At 71.5% G+C, this 16048-nt stretch carries 14 protein-coding genes and 1 pseudogene; 8 read left to right on the plus strand and 7 right to left on the minus strand.

Going from position 1 to position 16048, the window contains the following annotated elements; translation table 11 throughout:
• The first annotated feature begins 246 nt into the window (after window positions 1-246).
• Complete coding sequence (locus ABUW04_RS30830; protein WP_380567780.1) at window positions 247-2244, plus strand: multicopper oxidase family protein; 1998 nt, start codon at window positions 247-249, stop codon at window positions 2242-2244.
• Window positions 2245-2261: 17 nt separating this feature from the next.
• On the opposite strand, the gene ABUW04_RS30835 is transcribed toward ABUW04_RS30830, so the two are convergent.
• From ABUW04_RS30835 to ABUW04_RS30850, 4 genes are all read right to left on the minus strand, one after another.
• The gene (locus tag ABUW04_RS30835; RefSeq protein WP_380567781.1) at window positions 2262-3413 is read right to left on the minus strand and encodes a cation diffusion facilitator family transporter; all 1152 of its coding nucleotides are present in this window, start codon (window positions 3411-3413) and stop codon (window positions 2262-2264) included.
• Window positions 3414-3509: 96 nt separating this feature from the next.
• Window positions 3510-3872, minus strand: coding sequence for a DUF1304 domain-containing protein (locus tag ABUW04_RS30840; RefSeq protein WP_380567783.1), 363 nt, complete (start codon window positions 3870-3872; stop codon window positions 3510-3512).
• 55 nt (window positions 3873-3927) lie between these two features.
• Window positions 3928-4746, minus strand: coding sequence for an SAM-dependent methyltransferase (locus tag ABUW04_RS30845; RefSeq protein WP_380567785.1), 819 nt, complete (start codon window positions 4744-4746; stop codon window positions 3928-3930).
• Window positions 4747-4788: 42 nt separating this feature from the next.
• Window positions 4789-5427 (minus strand): GTP cyclohydrolase II, encoded by a 639-nt coding sequence (locus ABUW04_RS30850; RefSeq protein WP_380567787.1) that lies wholly within the window; start codon window positions 5425-5427, stop codon window positions 4789-4791.
• Window positions 5428-5573: 146 nt separating this feature from the next.
• Here ABUW04_RS30850 and ABUW04_RS30855 point away from each other — a divergent pair, with 146 nt between their 5' ends.
• The 3 genes from ABUW04_RS30855 (at window position 5574) to ABUW04_RS30865 (ending at window position 9060) form a co-directional block, all read left to right on the plus strand.
• Entirely contained in the window at window positions 5574-6041 is a 468-nt protein-coding gene (locus ABUW04_RS30855; protein ID WP_380567788.1) for a MarR family winged helix-turn-helix transcriptional regulator, read from the plus strand.
• A gap of 95 nt (window positions 6042-6136) precedes the next feature.
• A complete protein-coding gene (locus tag ABUW04_RS30860; protein ID WP_380567790.1) occupies window positions 6137-8101 on the plus strand; it encodes a M13 family metallopeptidase in 1965 nt (654 codons plus the stop codon).
• 137 nt (window positions 8102-8238) lie between these two features.
• Window positions 8239-9060 carry an SAM-dependent methyltransferase gene (locus ABUW04_RS30865; RefSeq protein ID WP_380567792.1) on the plus strand — a complete coding sequence of 274 codons (822 nt, stop codon included), beginning with the start codon at window positions 8239-8241 and terminating at the stop codon, window positions 9058-9060.
• Window positions 9061-9096: 36 nt separating this feature from the next.
• On the opposite strand, the gene ABUW04_RS30870 is transcribed toward ABUW04_RS30865, so the two are convergent.
• A complete protein-coding gene (locus ABUW04_RS30870) occupies window positions 9097-9306 on the minus strand; it encodes a hypothetical protein (protein ID WP_380567794.1) in 210 nt (69 codons plus the stop codon).
• A 153-nt stretch (window positions 9307-9459) separates the two neighbouring features.
• Between ABUW04_RS30870 and ABUW04_RS30875 the strand changes: the two genes are divergently transcribed.
• Both ABUW04_RS30875 and ABUW04_RS30880 read left to right on the plus strand, forming a co-directional pair.
• Window positions 9460-9966, plus strand: coding sequence for a SigE family RNA polymerase sigma factor (locus ABUW04_RS30875; protein ID WP_030256027.1), 507 nt, complete (start codon window positions 9460-9462; stop codon window positions 9964-9966).
• Between the two features lie 53 nt (window positions 9967-10019).
• Complete coding sequence (locus tag ABUW04_RS30880; RefSeq protein WP_380567796.1) at window positions 10020-11180, plus strand: hypothetical protein; 1161 nt, start codon at window positions 10020-10022, stop codon at window positions 11178-11180.
• A gap of 94 nt (window positions 11181-11274) precedes the next feature.
• Here ABUW04_RS30880 and thrS read toward each other — a convergent pair.
• Window positions 11275-12540: pseudogene (gene thrS / locus ABUW04_RS30885) on the minus strand (threonine--tRNA ligase); the annotation flags it as partial.
• 204 nt (window positions 12541-12744) lie between these two features.
• Between thrS and ABUW04_RS30890 the strand changes: the two are divergent.
• A complete protein-coding gene (locus ABUW04_RS30890; RefSeq protein WP_380567798.1) occupies window positions 12745-13590 on the plus strand; it encodes an MOSC domain-containing protein in 846 nt (281 codons plus the stop codon).
• 10 nt (window positions 13591-13600) lie between these two features.
• Here ABUW04_RS30890 and ABUW04_RS30895 read toward each other — a convergent pair whose 3' ends face one another.
• Window positions 13601-14626 carry a fatty acid desaturase family protein gene (locus tag ABUW04_RS30895; RefSeq protein ID WP_380567799.1) on the minus strand — a complete coding sequence of 342 codons (1026 nt, stop codon included), beginning with the start codon at window positions 14624-14626 and terminating at the stop codon, window positions 13601-13603.
• Between the two features lie 335 nt (window positions 14627-14961).
• On the opposite strand from ABUW04_RS30895, the gene ABUW04_RS30900 reads away from it, so the two are divergent.
• Window positions 14962-15951 carry a hypothetical protein gene (locus ABUW04_RS30900; RefSeq protein ID WP_380567801.1) on the plus strand — a complete coding sequence of 330 codons (990 nt, stop codon included), beginning with the start codon at window positions 14962-14964 and terminating at the stop codon, window positions 15949-15951.
• Window positions 15952-16048 lie beyond the last annotated feature (97 nt).

Raw genomic sequence — 16048 nt, forward strand, 5'->3', positions numbered from 1 at the left:
TCGAGGGCCTATGCACACAGTTACTGCACGGTTGACAAAAAGGTCGCGGAAACAAGAAATTATCAGCGCCGCCGCTACTCATGTCGACCCCGAACCACTAGAGTCCGGCTTGCGTCGGCGCGTCAGCGCGCTGTGCCCCAACTTCACTGCCGGCCACAGTACTTGGCCCATCGGCATACAGCACATTCGTGCACATAGGTCTTGGCGCGCATTTCCCTGGCCCCTGGTGGGCATTGGAGGATTGTCATGCCCAGTTCACACAATTCAGACCTCTCCGGCCCGAACGTCACCAGGCGGACGGTGATCCGTGCGACCGCCGCCGGTGCCGTGGTGGCCACCGTCGGCCTCGGCCGGGCCGCGCAGGGCGGCGCCCGGCCGACCGCAGCGTCCCTGGTCGCCGCGGTCACCTCGCCGAACCCGCTGCCCGGCGGCACCCTGGACCCGCTGTCGGTGCCCAAGTACCGGACCGAACTGCCGAGACTGCCGGTCATGCCGTCCACCGGCACGACCAGCTTCGGCGGGGCCCAGGTGGACGTGTACTCGATCGCGGCCCGCCAGTTCAGCCAGCAGATCCTGCCCGGCTCCTACCCGAGGACCACGGTGTGGGGTTACGGCGTCCCCGGCGTCGCGGGCAGCTTCAACGCCCCGGGGCACACGATCGAGGCGCGGGTCGGCCGCCCGGTCCGGGTGACCTGGACCAACGGCCTGGTCGACAGCGGCGGCGACTGGCTGCCGCACCTGTTCACCGTCGATCCCACGCTGCACTGGGCCAACCCCGGCGGCGGCACCGCCGCCCGGGACACCCGGCCGACCTTCACCTCGACCCCCGCTCCCTACACCGGACCGGTACCGCTGGTCACCCACCTGCACGGGGCGCACGTCACCCAGGAGAGCGACGGCTACCCCGAGGCCTGGACCCTGCCCGCGGCCGCGGACCTCCCGACCGGTTACGCCGCCACCGGCAGCTACTACGACGCCTACAAGGCGCAGGCGGCCGCCCGGTTCGGCGCGCAGTGGCAGCCCGGCTCCTCGACCTACCAGTACCAGAACGACCAACGCGCGGCCGCGCTCTGGTACCACGACCACGTCCTGGGGATGACCCGGCTCAACGTCCAGGCCGGCCTGGCCGGGATGTACCTGCTGCGCGGCGGCAGCACCGACCTCTCCCCCGGGGTGCTGCCCTCCGGTACCGCCGAGATCGCCCTGGTGATCCAGGACCGGTGCTTCAACAGCGACGGCTCGCTCTTCTTCCCGACCAGTCGGACCTTCTTCGGGGACACCACGGCCGGCGGTCCCTGGCTACCCGTCACTGACGTTCCCCCCTACTGGAATCCGGAGTCGTTCGGCAACACCATCGTGGTCAACGGCGCCAGTTGGCCGGTCTGGCACGCCTCCCGCAAGCGCTACCGGCTGCGCCTGCTCAACTCCTGCAACGCCCGCACCCTGGTGCTCAAGGTCGTCACCGACCCGCTGGCCGACCGACCCGCCACCGCCGCGCTGCCGATCTGGCAGATCGGTTCGGACGGCGGGTTCCTGCCCGCGGCCGCCCAGCTCAGCCAGGCGCTGATCGCCCCGGCGGAGCGGGCGGACCTGGTCCTCGACTTCTCCGCGGTGCCGTCGGGGACCACGCTCTACCTCATCAACGAGGGCCCCGACGTGCCCTACCACGGCGGGATCCCGGACACCGACTTCGCCGCCGCCGACCACTGGACCAGCGGACAGGTCATGCAGATCGTGGTCGGCGCCGCCGCGACCGACACCAGCGTCCCGCCCGCGCAGCTGCAGCTGCCGGCCGTCAAGGCGCTCGGCAGCGCGAGCCAGACCTTCACCGTCTCGCTCAACGAGGCCGACTCCACCGTCTTCGACGGCGCCCCGGTCATCGGCGCCCTGGGCTCCCTCAACGCGGACGGCACCGGCGCCATGGAGATGTGGGACGACCCGGTCTCGGTGAAGCCGGTCGTCGGCACGGTCGGCGCGTGGGACCTGGTCAACCTCACCGAGGACGGCCACCCCATCCACATCCACCAGACCCAGTTCCAGGTCGTCAGCCGCACCGCGGCCGACGGGACCGTACGCGGCCCGGAGGCCTGGGAGACCGGCTTCAAGGACACGGTCATCGCCTACCCGGGCGAGACCACCCGGCTGAAGGCCGCCTTCGACATACCCGGCCGGTACGTGTACCACTGCCACATCCTGGACCACGAGGACAACGAGATGATGCGGCCGTTCGACGTCCAGTCCTGACCCGCGCGGTCGCCCGGTCAGGCGTGAACGTGGTGCGCGTGGTGCGCGTGGTGCGCGTCATGGGCGTGGTGGGTGTGCTCGGCGCCATGGGTGTGGTCGGCGCCATGGGCGTGGTCGGCGTGGTGCGCGAGTCGGGCGTGCGGGTCGGCGCCCTGGGTGAGCGGGTCGGTGTGGACCGTGGCCGCGGTGAGTCTCGGGACCGCGTGGATCAGCGCGTGCTCGGCCGAGACGGCCAGGTCGTGGGCCTGAAGCAGGGTCAGCTGCCGGTCCACGACGATGTCCGCCTCGGCGCGCAGGGCGTGGCCGATCCAGCGGAGCCGTACCTGGCCGACGTCACGGACGCCCTCGATCGCCCGCAGCGCCCGTTCGGCGGCGGCCACCTGCTCGGGGTCGACCGCGTCCATCAGCCGCCGGCAGACCTCGCGGGCGGCCCCGCGGAGCACCAGCACCAGGGCCGCGGTGATCAGCAGGCCCACCACCGGGTCGGCGGCCCGCCAGCCCAGGGCGGCCCCGCCGGCGCCGAGCAGGACCGCCAGTGAGGTGAAGCCGTCGGTCCGGGCGTGCAGGCCGTCGGCGACCAGCGCGGCCGAGCCGATCCTGCGGCCGGTGCGGATGCGGTAGCGGGCCACCCACTCGTTGCCGACGAAGCCCACCACCGCGGCGGCCGCCACGGCCCAGAGGTGGCCGACGTCCCTGGGGTGCAGCAGCCGGTCCAGCGCCTGGTAGCAGGCCAGCGCGCAGGAGGCGGCGATGGTGAGCACGATGGCGATCCCGGCCAGGTCCTCGGCCCGGCCGTAACCGTAGGTGTAGCGACGGTTAGCGGCCCGACGGCCCACCAGAAAGGCCACCCCCAGCGGCAGCGCGGTCAGCGCGTCCGCCGCGTTGTGGACGGTGTCGCCCAGCAGCGCCACCGAACCCGACCAGACCACCACCAGGGCCTGGACCAGTGCGGTCAGCCCCAGGACCAGCAGCGAGAGCCAGAGCGTGCGCATCCCGGCCCGCGAGGTCTCCAGGGCCTGGTCGACCCGGTCCATCGGCTGATGGCTGTGCGGTCGGACCAGATGGCCGAGCCGGTGCCGGGCTCCGGCCCACCGTCCGCCGGCCCCGCCGCCGTGGGCGTGGGTGCCCTCGTGCTCATGGTCGTGTCCGTGCCGCGGTGTGCTCTCCATGCGGTCCACCGTGGCAGCTGGAACCCGTTGCAGCCACTCCCCACCTGGCGGCCCCGAGCAGCTGCGACGTCTGTGCAACTGCGGCCGGACGGCGCGTCAGCCGGCGATCAGCACCGCGGCCAGCGCCAGCGCCCCCGGCAGTGCCTGGACCAGCCAGATCCTGCGGTTGGCGGTCGCGCCGCCGTAGATCCCGGCGACCACCACGCAGCTGGTGAAGAAGATCTGCGCGTCGTGACCGACCGGGTCGGACGCGATCAGCCCCCAGACCAGCCCCGCCGCCAGGAACCCGTTGTAGAGGCCCTGGTTGGCGGCCAGCGCCGCGGTGTCCTTGGCCATGGCGGCGTCGAAGCCGGAGAGTTCACGACCCTTGGGCCCCTGCCAGAGGAACATCTCCAGGACCAGGATGTAGGCGTGCAGCAGGGCGACCGCAGCCACCAGGATTCCCGCGACGATTCCCATGGCCGTACTCTCGCTGCTCACGCGCCCCTCGCGCAAACCCGGAACCAGCCGGTGCTCAGCGCTTGAGCGCCACTCCGCCGTACAGCCCGATCCGGTCGTCGCCGGCCAGGACGTGCTGGTCCGGGCGCCACTGCGACAGCAGCACCAGGCCGGGGTCGACCGGCTCCAGGCCGTCGAAGAACGCCGCGATCTCCTTGCTGCTCCGCACGGCGGTCCGCACCGACGATCGGGCGTAGGCCTTCGCCGTCGCACGGATCCCCTCCGGGTCGAGGTCGGCGGTCACCTGCGACAGCACCAGCACGCTGCCCGGGGCGACGGCGTCCATCAGCGTGCGCACCGCGCCGTACGGGTCGTCCTCGTCGACGACGAAGTGCATGACCGCGACCAGCAGCACCGCGACCGGCCGGTCGAAGTCCAGGCGGCCGCGTACCTCCGGGTTCGCCAGGATCTGCGCCGGACGGCGGACGTCCCCGGCGACGATCGTGGCGCCCGACAGCTCCGGATCCCCGCGGTGGGCGCGGGCGTGGGCCAGGACCGTCGGATCGTTGTCGACGCCGACGATCCGGGCGTCCGGCCGCACCGACAGCGCGGTCTCGGCCGCGCTGCCGGGCGCGGGCAGGCCGATGCCCAGGTCCAGGAACTGGTCCAGGCCGGTCTCCGCCAGGTGCCGTACCGCGCGGGTCAGGAATGCGCGGTTGACGCGGGCGAAGTCCCGGACCGGCATCGCCTCCAGGGCCTTCTCCGCGGCCGCGCGATCGGCCGGAGAGTGGTCCTTTCCGCCGAGCAGATACGAGTAGATGCGCGCCGGCGTGGCCACGGTCGGGTCGATCACGTCATCACCCAGCGGCTCCGGGTCCGGCACGTCGTCCTCCACCCCTTCGGCACTCCCCCGACGACCTGAGCGTAGCGCGGGGCGTCAGGCGATCCGCCCCGCCAGCAGGTCGTGTCCTGACGAGTGCTCAGTGCCGGTGAACTTGGCGCGCAGGTAGCGCAGGTTGTGGCCGGTGGCGAAGACACCGGTGGGGACCCGGTCGCGGACCGGGACGCCCAGCGCGCGCAGCTGCGCCGCCTTGTCCGGGTTGTTGGACAGCAGGTCCAGCTCCCGCACCCCGAGCGTGGCCAGCATCTGCGCGGCGGCGGTGTAGTCGCGGCCGTCCTCGGGCAGGCCGAGCGCGGCGTTGGCCTCATAGGTGTCTAGCCCGCCGTCCTGCAGGGCGTAGGCGTCCAGCTTGTTGTAGAGGCCGATGCCACGCCCCTCCTGGCGCAGGTAGAGCAGGTAGCCACCGGCCCTGGCGATGCGCTCGACGGCCTCGCGCAGCTGCGGTCCGCAGTCGCAGCGGGCCGAGCCGAACACGTCGCCGGTGAGGCACTCCGAGTGCAGCCGCACCAGCGGGACGGCCGCCGCGTCCGGGTCCCCGAGCCGGACGGCCAGGTGCTCCAGCCCGTCCGCCAGTCCGTGGAAGGTGACCAGCTCGGCGTCCACGCCGTAGCCGTCGCCGAAGCGCAACGGCACCCCGACCCGGGTGCGCACGGTGGCCGCAGGAATCTCGGACATGAAGGCTCCGCTCGTTGGACACAGTCGTTCAGATTCGAACCACTTGAACGCCCCGACAGTACCTTCTATTTCAAATTCGAACAACGAACTTTCGAGCGGGGATGCGCCGCGATTCAAATTTGAACAACCAGGAGTAGAGTGGCCCCATGGAAGAACCCCGATGGCTGGACGATCGGGAGAAGGCCGCCTGGATCGGCTTCCTCTCGGCCACCAACCTGGTCGCGCGCAAGCTGGAGCAGCAGCTCAAGGACGATGCGGCGCTCTCCCACACCCAGTACGAGGTGCTGGTCCAGCTGTCCGCGGCGCCCGGTCGCGCGCTGCGGATGACCGAGCTCGCGGACCGGCTGGTCACCTCCAAGAGCGGGCTGACCTACCAGGTCACCCAGCTGGAGCGAGCCGGCCTGGTGGCCCGCCGCTCCTGCCCCAGCGACGTCCGCGGGGTGATCGCCGAGCTCACCGACCGGGGCATGGAGGTGCTGCGCGAAGCCGCGCCGGGCCATGTGGCCGCCGTCCGCGAGGCGTTGATCGACGTGCTCACCGCCGAGCAGCTCGACAGCCTGGCCGCTGGGCTCGGCGAGGTCTCCCGACGGCTGCGCGGGTCCGCTTCATCCTGAATGCACCCGTGCGCCCGCTGTGCGCGGGCCGTGCGCCGGTCACGTGTCAGCGCGAGCCCCGGCCGTCCGGTCCGGCGCTCGCATAAGCTGCACGGATGAGCATTCTTGATGGCGCCCGTGCGGGCATGAACCCCGACATCCGACCGCAGGACGACCTGTTCGGCCATGTCAACGGCCAGTGGCTGGAGACCGTGGAGATCCCGGCCGACCGGTCGAGCTGGGGTCCCTTCGTGCAGCTCGCCGACACGGCGGAGGAGCAGGTCAGACTGATCATCCAGGAGCTCGCCGCGGGTGTCGCGGCGGACCCCTCCGGAGCCGGCGAGAACGCCCGGAAGATCGCCGCGCTCTACACCTCCTTCATGGACGAGGCGACCGCGGCCGAGCGCGGCACCGACCCGGTGCGGCCGCAGCTGCAGGCCGTCGCGGAGCTCGGCGACACCCGCGAGTTGGCGGCGTTCCTCGGCGGGTTCGAGCGGACCGGCGGCTCGGGGCTCTTCGGCCTCTACGTCAACACCGACGACCGGGACTCCGACCGCTACCTGGTCAACATCGTCCAGGGCGGGCTCGGACTGCCCGACGAGTCCTACTACCGCGACGAGAAGTTCGCCGAGGTCCGGACCAAGTACGTCGACTACCTGACCCGGATCCTCGGCTTCGCCGACTACCCGGACCCGGCCGCCGCGGCGCAGACGGTGCTGGCGATCGAGACCCGGCTGGCGTCGGGCCACTGGGAGCGCGCCGAGACGCGCGACGTGCAGAAGACCTACAACCTCACCGGCCTGGACGAACTCAAGGCGCTGGCGCCCGAGTTCGACTGGAGCGGCTACGCCGCGGCGCTGGGCGGCTCGGACCTGACCATCACCGAGACGGTGGTGCGGCAGCCCTCCTACCTGGCCCACCTCTCCACCGTGCTGGCCGAGGTGCCGATCGAGCAGTGGCGGGACTGGGCGACGGCCAGGGTGCTGCGCGCCGCCTCGCCGTACCTGGGCGACGCGTTCGTCCGCGCCGACTTCGAGTTCTACGGCAACGCCCTCAACGGCACCCCGGAGCTGCGGGCCCGCTGGAAGCGCGGGGTCGCCTTCGTCGAGGGCGCGATGGGCGAGGCGGTCGGCGAGGAGTACGTCGCACGGCACTTCCCGCCGACCTCCAAGGCGATGATGGACGAGCTGGTCGCCAACCTGCTGCAGGCCTACCGGGAGTCGATCTCCCGGCTGGAGTGGATGACCGAGGAGACCAAGAAGCGCGCCTACGAGAAGCTGGCCACCTTCCGGCCGAAGATCGGCTACCCGGACCGGTTCCGCGACTACTCGGCGCTGCAGGTGGGCCCGGACGACCTGCTCGGCAACGCCCATGCCGCCGCCGCCTTCGAGAGCGACCGCGAGCTCGCCAAGATCGGCGGCCCGGTCGACCGCGACGAGTGGTTCATGCTGCCGCAGACGGTCAACGCCTACTACAACCCGGGCACCAACGAGATCTGCTTCCCGGCCGGCATCCTGCAGGAGCCGTTCTTCTCCCCCGAGGGCGAGTCCGCCGAGAACTACGGCGGCATCGGCGCGGTGATCGGACACGAGATCGGGCACGGCTTCGACGACCAGGGTGCGCAGTACGACGGCGCCGGCAACCTCAACGACTGGTGGACGGCGGCCGACAAGGCGGCCTTTGAGGTCAAGTCCAAGGCGCTCATCACCCAGTACAACGGCTTCTCGCCGCGCGCCCTGCCCGGCCAGACCGTCAACGGCGCGCTGACGGTGGGTGAGAACATCGGCGACCTCGGCGGCCTGACCATCGCTCACAAGGCCTACCTGATCTCGCTCGACGGCGGGAGCGAGGACAAGGCAGCGGCCGATGCCTCGCAGACCCTGTTCATGAACTGGGCCTACTGCTGGCGCACCAAGCGCCGCAAGGAGCAGGAGGAGCAGTACCTCACCATCGACCCGCACTCGCCCCCGGAGTTCCGGGCGAACATCGTGCGCAATCTGGACGAGTTCCACCAGGCCTTCACCACCGCCGAGGGTGACGGGCTCTGGCTGGACCCGGCGGAGCGCGTACGGATCTGGTGAACCGTCCGGCCCGGTCCCCCAGCGTGCCGCTGTGCGCGCGGGGATCGGGCCGGAATGTGCCTGGTCCCAACATCCCTGGAACAGCTGTGCGTTAGTATCCCCGAGCAGCTGTCGTGAGCGGAGTGGGGCGAGGCGGTATGGCGGAGCACGAGGCGGTCTCCGAGTGGGAGAGGCTCGGCGTCGACACCTCCAAGCCGAGCGTGGCCCGCGTCTACGACGCGATCCTCGGCGGCAAGGACAACTTCGCCGTGGACCGGGCGGTGGCCGCCAAGCGGCTGGAACTCATCCCCGACGGCGGCCAGGGCGCCCGGATCAGCCGCGGGTTCCTCGCCAGGGGCGTGGCCCACATGGCGCGGGCCGGGATCACCCAGTTCCTGGACATCGGCTCCGGACTGCCCACCGCGCAGAACACCCACCAGGTCGCCCAGGCCGTCTCCCCCGGCGCCCGGGTGGTCTACGTCGACCACGACGCGATCGTGCTGGCGCACGCCCGGGCGCTGCTCACCGAGACCCCCGACACCCGGGTGATGCTCGGTGACTTCCGCGCCCCGGCCGAGATCCTGGACAGCGCGACCGTCCAGGAGTTCCTGGACTGGAGCCGTCCGATCGGGCTGCTGCTGGTGGGCCTGGTGCACCACATAGCGGACGCCGAGGACCCGTCGGCGCTGGTCCGCACCTACGTGGACCGGCTTCCGGCCGGCAGCTACCTGCTGCTCAGTCACTTCAGCGACGCCAGCGCGGAGGCCCGCGCCCTGGAGCAGGCCTTCCAGCAGATGATGGGCAGCGGACGGATGCGCAGCCCCAAGGAGATCGAGGGCTTCTTCGACGGCCTGGAACTGGTCGACCCCGGCGTGGTCCCGGTGGTCACCTGGCACCCGGACCAGGCAGTGCCCGAGCCGTCGACGCCCAGCACCCTGCTGGTCTACGGCGGCCTCGGCAGGCGCGCCCAAGCAGGCTGACGGAGGCGGGCCCCGGCTGACGGACCGTCACCCCGCCTACCGCGGGGTCGCCGCCGGCGCGGTCGAACCCACCCGGCTGGACGTCGGCGACGCGCCCGATCCCGTACCGCCGTCCCCGTGGATGCCATGGGTGAGGATCCAGGCCAGCGCGGCAGCCGCCAACAGCATCCCGCCCGCCCCCGCCAGCCTCGGATCCATCAGCAGACTCCGCTGCGGACCCCGGTCGTCGTCCTCGTCCTCGCCCATGCCCCGCCCCCTCCTCAAGCAACTGCGGCCGCGCCGACATTACCCACGCCACCGACCGTGCGGAAGATTTTCCACCTGGGGTGTAAGGGATCGGTGAGTCTCACGCGTCGGTGGAGTGAGGCTGACAGTGGCGACGAGAGGGCTTGTGGGGACATGGCGAACACCGTGGCGACATACCTGGATTTCGCCGCCGCCAGGGCCGGGGACCTCTACCGCTCTGCCTGCCTGCTGACCGGGGGCGACACGCACCTCGCGGAGGACCTCGTCCAGGAGACCCTCGGACGGGTCTTCGTGCGGTGGAGACGGGTCTCCGGGGCGGACAACCCCGCCGCGTACGCGCAGACCATGCTGGTGCACACCTTCCTGTCCTGGCGTCGGTTGCGCCGCAGCCGGGAGCAGCCCACGGAGGTGCTCCCGGAAGCCGCGGCAGCCTCAGCCGGGGACACCGCCCTGCGGATCACACTGATGGACGCCTTGGCCCGGCTGTCCGCCCGGGACCGCGCAGTCCTGGTGCTCCGTTACTGGGAGGACCGCAGCATCGAGCAGACCGCGTCCGTGCTGAGGCTCTCCCCAGGCGCGGTCAGCACCCGCTCCACCCGTGCCCTGAGCCGACTCCGGTCCCAACTCGGTGACGACGTCAACCTCTTCGCCGAGCACTGAGCACATCCACTCGCCTGCCAACGGAACTCCGAATCACGAAACGGCGGATCCCCATGGACTTTGAGGACCGGTTCGGCCGGGCCCTGCGTGAGGCGGGGCAGCAGTACGCCATCGGGGCGGCAGAGCCGCTGCTCGAACGATCCCTGCGACGCGGCCGGACCCTGCGCGGTCGCCGGATCGCCTACGCCGTCGTGGGCGGTGCCACGGCCGTGGCGGTGGCCGTGGCGGGTACCGCACTGTCGTCACCCGCACCATCGGCAGTCACCCGGCCGACGGTGGTATCACCGTCCGTATCCGGCGCGCAGATCGTCAGCCTGCTGGAGTCGATGCTGCCACCCGGCAAGGTCACCGCGACGCGGGGCACGGGTGTCGGCGGTGGGCGGCCCGCCTCCGTGACACCCACCGCCGAGCTCGTCTTCAACGACGGCCACGGGGCCGCGTGGTTGGCCATCACCTTCTCCCGGGCGTCGAAGAGCAAGCTGCCGACCTGTAGCACCGGGGCCGAGTCCGCCACGGTGCTCAGTTGCTCCGAGACCGTGCTCCCCAACGGCTCCACCGTCATGGCGTTGAAGGAGGACTTCGGCGGCTCGGTCCTACTCTGGTCCGTGTGGCTGGTGACCCGGAACGGCGACCGTGCCGAGATCCAGGAGACCAACTCGGCTACTGGTAACCCCAGTTCAAAGGTCTCACGGGCGACCCCGCCGCTCTCGACGGCGCAGTTGTCAGCGATCGTCGCCGACAGCGCATGGTCGCCGGTGTTCACGGCGCTCCGTGCACCGGCAGGGTCCGCCGGCCAACCGACTCAGGCCCAGGTGACGGCCATCGCCAGACAACTGCAACCGGCCGGAGCCGAGTTCGTGACGCAGAACGGCGCAACCGCCTTCCTGGTGAGCAGGAACGGGGTCGTCAGCAATGACATGATCGGGACGCGCCTGTCGATCGCGGTTCAACGATGGCCCGCTCAGGCCAGGAGCGAGATCCGGCCCGACGCGTTCGCCTCCGCGACCCGTCTCCCCGACGGCACCCTGATGACCACCGACCAGTCGGCACCGACGTCCTCGCTCCGGGTGTGGAGGATCAGTGTGCTGAAGCCGGACGGGACGCTCGTCGAGCTCAACGAGCAGACCACCTCCCGAGTCGGGACCACGGCGCATCCCGCCCTCTCCATGGACGAGCTCAAGACCATCGCCCTGAGCCCTCTGTGGAGCCGGTGACCGCACCAGAACCGGCACGGTGCGCCCCTGACCCAGTACCCCTGACCCGCCGGATCCAGCGACTCCGGCGGGTCAGGCTGCCCTGGAGCGGGTGTCACAACTCGCTGCTGCGGGCCTCCACCTGGGCGGTGATGCGGGCCAGGGCGTCGAGGGTGGGGAGTGGGGGCGGGCGGTGGCCGTCGCGGAGGCGTAGGGAGACGTGGCCGACTGCTGCCTCGCGGGGGCCGATCACTGCCTGGTAGGGCACCAGTCGGGCGGCTCGGACGCGGGCGCCCAGGGTGCCCTGTTCCGGGGCGGCGAGCCTGGCGCGCAGGCCCAGGTCCAGGCAGCGGTCCAACAGCTCGGCGGCGGCCGGGAGTTCGTCGTCGGAGACCGGCAGGACCTCCAGCTGCACCGGGGCGAGCCAGGCCGGGAAGGCGCCGCCGTGGGTCTCGATGAGATGGGCGACGGCCCGCTCCACGCTGCCGATGATGCTTCGGTGCACCATCACCGGCCGGTGTTTCGCACCGTCAGGCCCGATGTAGTGCAGATCGAACTGCTCCGGCTGGTGGAAGTCGACCTGGACGGTCGAGAGGGTGGCCTCCCGGCCGGCGCCGTCGGTGATCTGCACGTCGATCTTCGGGCCGTAGAACGCGGCCTCGCCCTCCACCGCCCGGTACTCCACCCCGGCACCGTCCAGCACCTCGGTCAGCAGGGCGGTGGCGCGCCGCCACATCTCCGGTGCGGCGACGTACTTCCCGCCGGGGCCGGGGAGCGACAGCCGGAAGAGCGACGGGCGGATGCCCAGGTCGGCGTAGGCGCGGCGGATCAGCTCCAGGGCGGACCGCGCCTCCTCCGCGACCTGGTCCAGGGTGCAGAAGATGTGGGCGTCGTTCAGCTGGATCGCCCGCACCCGGGTCAGCCCGCCGAGCACCCCGGACAGCTCCGACCGGTACATCCCACCCAACTCGGCCATTCTCAGCGGAAGTTCGCGATAGCTGTGGGAACGTGAGCGGTAGATCAGGGCATGGTGCGGACACAGGCTGGGCCGCAGCACCACCTGCTCGGCGCCGAGGTCCATCGGCGGGAACATGTCCTCGCTGTAGTGCGACCAGTGCCCGGAGATCTCGTAGAGCTCCCGCTTGCCCAGCACCGGCGAGTAGACGTGCTGGTAGCCGGCCCGGCGTTCGACCCCTCGGACGTACTCCTCCAGGGCGTGCCGCACCGCGGCGCCGTCGGGCAGCCAGTACGGCAGCCCCGCGCCCATCAGCGGGTCGGTGTCGAACAGGTCCAACTCGCGGCCGAGCCTGCGGTGGTCGTGACGGTTCTCCTGATGCACCTGCATCTCGTCTGCCTGCATTGTGGTCTCCTCGCTGTCGGTGGAGCGAGTGACCGCACGGCGAAGCCCCGGGGCACTCGCCCCGGGGCTTCGGACAGAACGGCTGTCAGCGCGCCGGGACACTCTCCGGCGTCGTCGTGTTCACAGCAGCGCGCTTGTTCATGGCCGCAGGCTAACAAGAACCCGGGCGACCGGGCGATCGATTTTCGCTAGGCTCCAGCTGGACCTGGAGGGACGGGGCGTCTGATGGCGGATGCGGCGGCAGTGGTCGGGACGGTCGGAGCGCTGTGGCGCTACCCGGTCAAGTCGATGCTGGGCGAGCAGCTGCCCGCCGCGGAGGTGACCGAGCGCGGGCTGGACGGGGACCGCCGGCTCGCCCTGGTCGACCGGGAGACCGGCATGATCGCCAGTGCCAAGACCCCTCGGCTCTGGCGCAGGCTGCTCAGCTGCTCCGCGACCGGCGAGGGGGACGGCGGGGTGCGGATCACGGACCCGGACGGCAAGAGCCGGTGGAGCACCGACCCCGACATCGACGACGCACTGTCGGCCGTCGTCGGCCGGGAGGTCGCGCTGGCGGACCGGCCGCCGGAGCATGCGGCGCTGGAGCGGTCCAGGCCGGAGCAGGTGCTGAGCGAGGGACTCGACGCCGAGGTGGAGGCGGACCTGGTCCGGTTCGGTTCCGGCTCCCCCGACGGGACCTTCTTCGACTTCGCGCCGATCCATCTGATCACCGCCTCCACCCTGCGCCGGATCACCGAACTGCATCCCGACCGGACCTCCGACGTCCGCCGCTACCGTCCCAACATCGTGGTCGACACCGATGGCGTCGGCTTCGTCGAGAACGACTGGTACGACCGGGAGTTGCGGATCGGCGACACGCTCACCCTGCGCGTGATCGCCAACACCCCGCGCTGCGCCGTCCCGACCCTCGCCCACGGCGCCCTCCCCCGCGACACCGCGGCGCTGCGGACCGTCGCCCAGCACAACCGGGTCCCGGTGGTCCCGGGCGGAGGCATCGAGCCCTGCGCCGGGAGCTACGCCCAGGTGGTGCGGCCTGGACGGATCCGTCCGGGCGACCCGGTCCGGCTCTGAGCGCCCGCCGTCACCGGCTCGCGGCCAGCCCGACCTGGTGCAGATGGCGCAGCCCCTGGCGGTAGGACTCGATCAGGCCGGTCTCGGCGTACGGGAGGCCGGCGGCGGCGCAGTGCGCCCGGATCAGCGGCTGGGCGGCCCGCAGGTTGGGGCGGGGCATGCTGGGGAACAGGTGGTGGTCGATCTGGTAGTTGAGGCCGCCGAGGAAGAAGTCGGTGAGCAGCCCGCCGCGGACGTTGCGCGAGGTGAGCACCTGCCGGCGGAGGTGGCCCCAGCGGTCCTCGCCGTCCGGGTCGGGCATCTCCATGCCCTTGTGGTTGGGGGCGAAGGCCGAGCCGAGGTGCAGTCCGAACAGGGCGTGGTGCAGCGCGGCGAAGGCCAGCGCCTGCAGCGGGTCCATGGCGAGCAGCAGCAGCGTGGCGTAGCCGGCCAGGTGGGCCACCAGCAGCGCGCCCTCGACCAGCCGTTCGCGGCCCGACTGGCGCCGCAGGTCCTGCAGGCTGGACACCTTGAGGGCGACGCCCTCCAGCAGCAGCATCGGGAAGAACAGGCCGGCTTGATGACGGGTCAGCCAGCGGGCCAGTCCGGCCCGTTGGGCCGCCTGACGCTGCGTCCAGACGAAGGCTCCCACCCCGACGTCGGGGTCCTTGTCCACGTGGTTGGGGTTGGCGTGGTGCCGGTTGTGCTTGTCGGTCCACCAGCCCACGCTCATGCCGAGCAGCAGATTGCCGTGCACCAGGCCGAGCACCCGGTTCACCCGGCGGCTCGCGGCTATCTGCTGGTGGCCGGCGTCATGGCCGAGGAAGGCGGTCCGCCCGCCGAGGACGGCCGCGGGAAGCGCCAGCGCCAGCACCCACCAGGAGCCGCCGAGCAGCACCACCCCGGTCCAGACGGCCGCGGTCAGCAGCAGGTTGAGGGCGATGCTGCGGGCGTACCAGCCGGTCCTCCGCTCCAGCAGCCCCTCCGCCCGGACCCGTTGCAGCAGCGGGGTGAACTCCGATCCGCGGACGGCGGTGGCGCTGAGCGTGGGCGGCATCAAGGTCTCCAGGGGTGTGCGGGCGGCCGGGCCGACCAGGCGTCGTCCCTGCTCACCAACCTATGGATCACCGAACCCGACAACCATGGAGCGCCCACCCGACCGCCTCGGGGGTTATCCCCCCGCACCCCGGACCGGCAGACCCGAAAACCGCTCGTCCCGACGGGGCCGGCCAGGGCGGGCGGGGTCTGACGGTTCGGTGCGCGTCGTGGGGGCGGCTGCGGCGTGCACCGGATCCCGCCAACCCCATGCGCACGTGCTGTAACTGGTTGACTGCGTTGTGCGTACGCTTTCATACTGGCCCGGGGCGAGGGGTACGGGGCGAGGGGGAAGCCATGATCATCGGTCCGGTCCGAAGGCGGTTGCTGGGGGCTGCCGCGACGGTGTCGGCGGGGGTGCTGCTGGCCGCCTGCGGGGGTTCCGGGGCCGCGTCGAGCCAGGGGACGGCGAGCGGGGGGACGTCGGGAGGGGGCGGTCCCGGCACCACCGCGGCCTCGCCCACGGCCTCGCCGACGCCCACGGAGATGACGACCAGTCAGTACGTCGCCGCGGTCGCCACGATCGACAGGCCGGTCTCGGCCGCGCTGTCGGCGGTCGCCACCGGCGGTTCCAAGGCCCGGCTGAACGCCGCGGCCACGGCGCTGCAGACCGCGGCGGGCCGGCTGGACGCCGTGGCGGCGCCGGCCGAGGCCGCCCAGGACACCCAGGACCTGTCCGAGAAGCTGAAGACGCTGGCCGGCGACCTGCAGTCGCTCGCGCAGGGGCAGGACGGCGACGGCAACCCCGTCTGCGCCGCCGCCTCGCCCGCCGTGCAGGCCGGGAAGGCCGGCAGCCTGGCCGCACTGTCCACCCAGCTGAAGGCGATGGCCGCGGCCGGCCACCCGGCCGGGATCACCCTGCCGAGCTTTCCCAAGCAGCAGAAGCGTTCGCTGTCCACCGGCACCTACCTCAGGGACACCGACCGCAGCGGCAACGGCCGGCTCACCATCGAGAACGGCGGCGACGGCGACGCGGTGATCACCCTGACCAGGAGCGGATCCCGCTCCTTCGCGGTGTACATCCGCAAGAACGGCAGCTACACCGTCCGGGGCGTGCGGGACGGCACCTACACCGTCTACTTCACCACCGGCTCCGACTGGGACTCCGGCCGGAAGGGGTTCACCTCGGGGTGCGCCTACCAGAAGTTCGACGACACGTTGAAGTTCACCACCAAGTACACCTCGACACAGATCGAGTACACGACCTACACGCTCAGCCTCTACGCGGTCGTCGGCGGGACGGCCAGAACCAGCGACGTCCCGCCGGGCCAGTTCCCGGCGCCGTAGGAACGAACCCGCTGCGGCACCGAGGAGACGGAGCCATGAACGATCGGCTTCGCGGTCGTCGGTCACGACAGAATGGACACGACTTTCGCACATCTCC

The organism is Streptacidiphilus jeojiensis (assembly GCF_042510965.1).
Taxonomy (GTDB): Bacteria; Actinomycetota; Actinomycetes; order Streptomycetales; family Streptomycetaceae; genus Streptacidiphilus; species Streptacidiphilus jeojiensis.

Coding starts and splice junctions, on each gene's coding strand:
- ABUW04_RS30830 (WP_380567780.1), top strand. CDS start 247: ATGCCCAGTTCACACAATTCAGACCTCTCCGGCCCGAACGTCACCAGG.
- ABUW04_RS30835 (WP_380567781.1), bottom strand. CDS start 3,413: ATGGAGAGCACACCGCGGCACGGACACGACCATGAGCACGAGGGCACC.
- ABUW04_RS30840 (WP_380567783.1), bottom strand. CDS start 3,872: ATGGGAATCGTCGCGGGAATCCTGGTGGCTGCGGTCGCCCTGCTGCAC.
- ABUW04_RS30850 (WP_380567787.1), bottom strand. CDS start 5,427: ATGTCCGAGATTCCTGCGGCCACCGTGCGCACCCGGGTCGGGGTGCCG.
- ABUW04_RS30855 (WP_380567788.1), top strand. CDS start 5,574: ATGGAAGAACCCCGATGGCTGGACGATCGGGAGAAGGCCGCCTGGATC.
- ABUW04_RS30860 (WP_380567790.1), top strand. CDS start 6,137: ATGAGCATTCTTGATGGCGCCCGTGCGGGCATGAACCCCGACATCCGA.
- ABUW04_RS30865 (WP_380567792.1), top strand. CDS start 8,239: ATGGCGGAGCACGAGGCGGTCTCCGAGTGGGAGAGGCTCGGCGTCGAC.
- ABUW04_RS30870 (WP_380567794.1), bottom strand. CDS start 9,306: ATGGGCGAGGACGAGGACGACGACCGGGGTCCGCAGCGGAGTCTGCTG.
- ABUW04_RS30875 (WP_030256027.1), top strand. CDS start 9,460: ATGGCGAACACCGTGGCGACATACCTGGATTTCGCCGCCGCCAGGGCC.
- ABUW04_RS30880 (WP_380567796.1), top strand. CDS start 10,020: ATGGACTTTGAGGACCGGTTCGGCCGGGCCCTGCGTGAGGCGGGGCAG.
- ABUW04_RS30890 (WP_380567798.1), top strand. CDS start 12,745: ATGGCGGATGCGGCGGCAGTGGTCGGGACGGTCGGAGCGCTGTGGCGC.
- ABUW04_RS30895 (WP_380567799.1), bottom strand. CDS start 14,626: ATGCCGCCCACGCTCAGCGCCACCGCCGTCCGCGGATCGGAGTTCACC.
- ABUW04_RS30900 (WP_380567801.1), top strand. CDS start 14,962: ATGATCATCGGTCCGGTCCGAAGGCGGTTGCTGGGGGCTGCCGCGACG.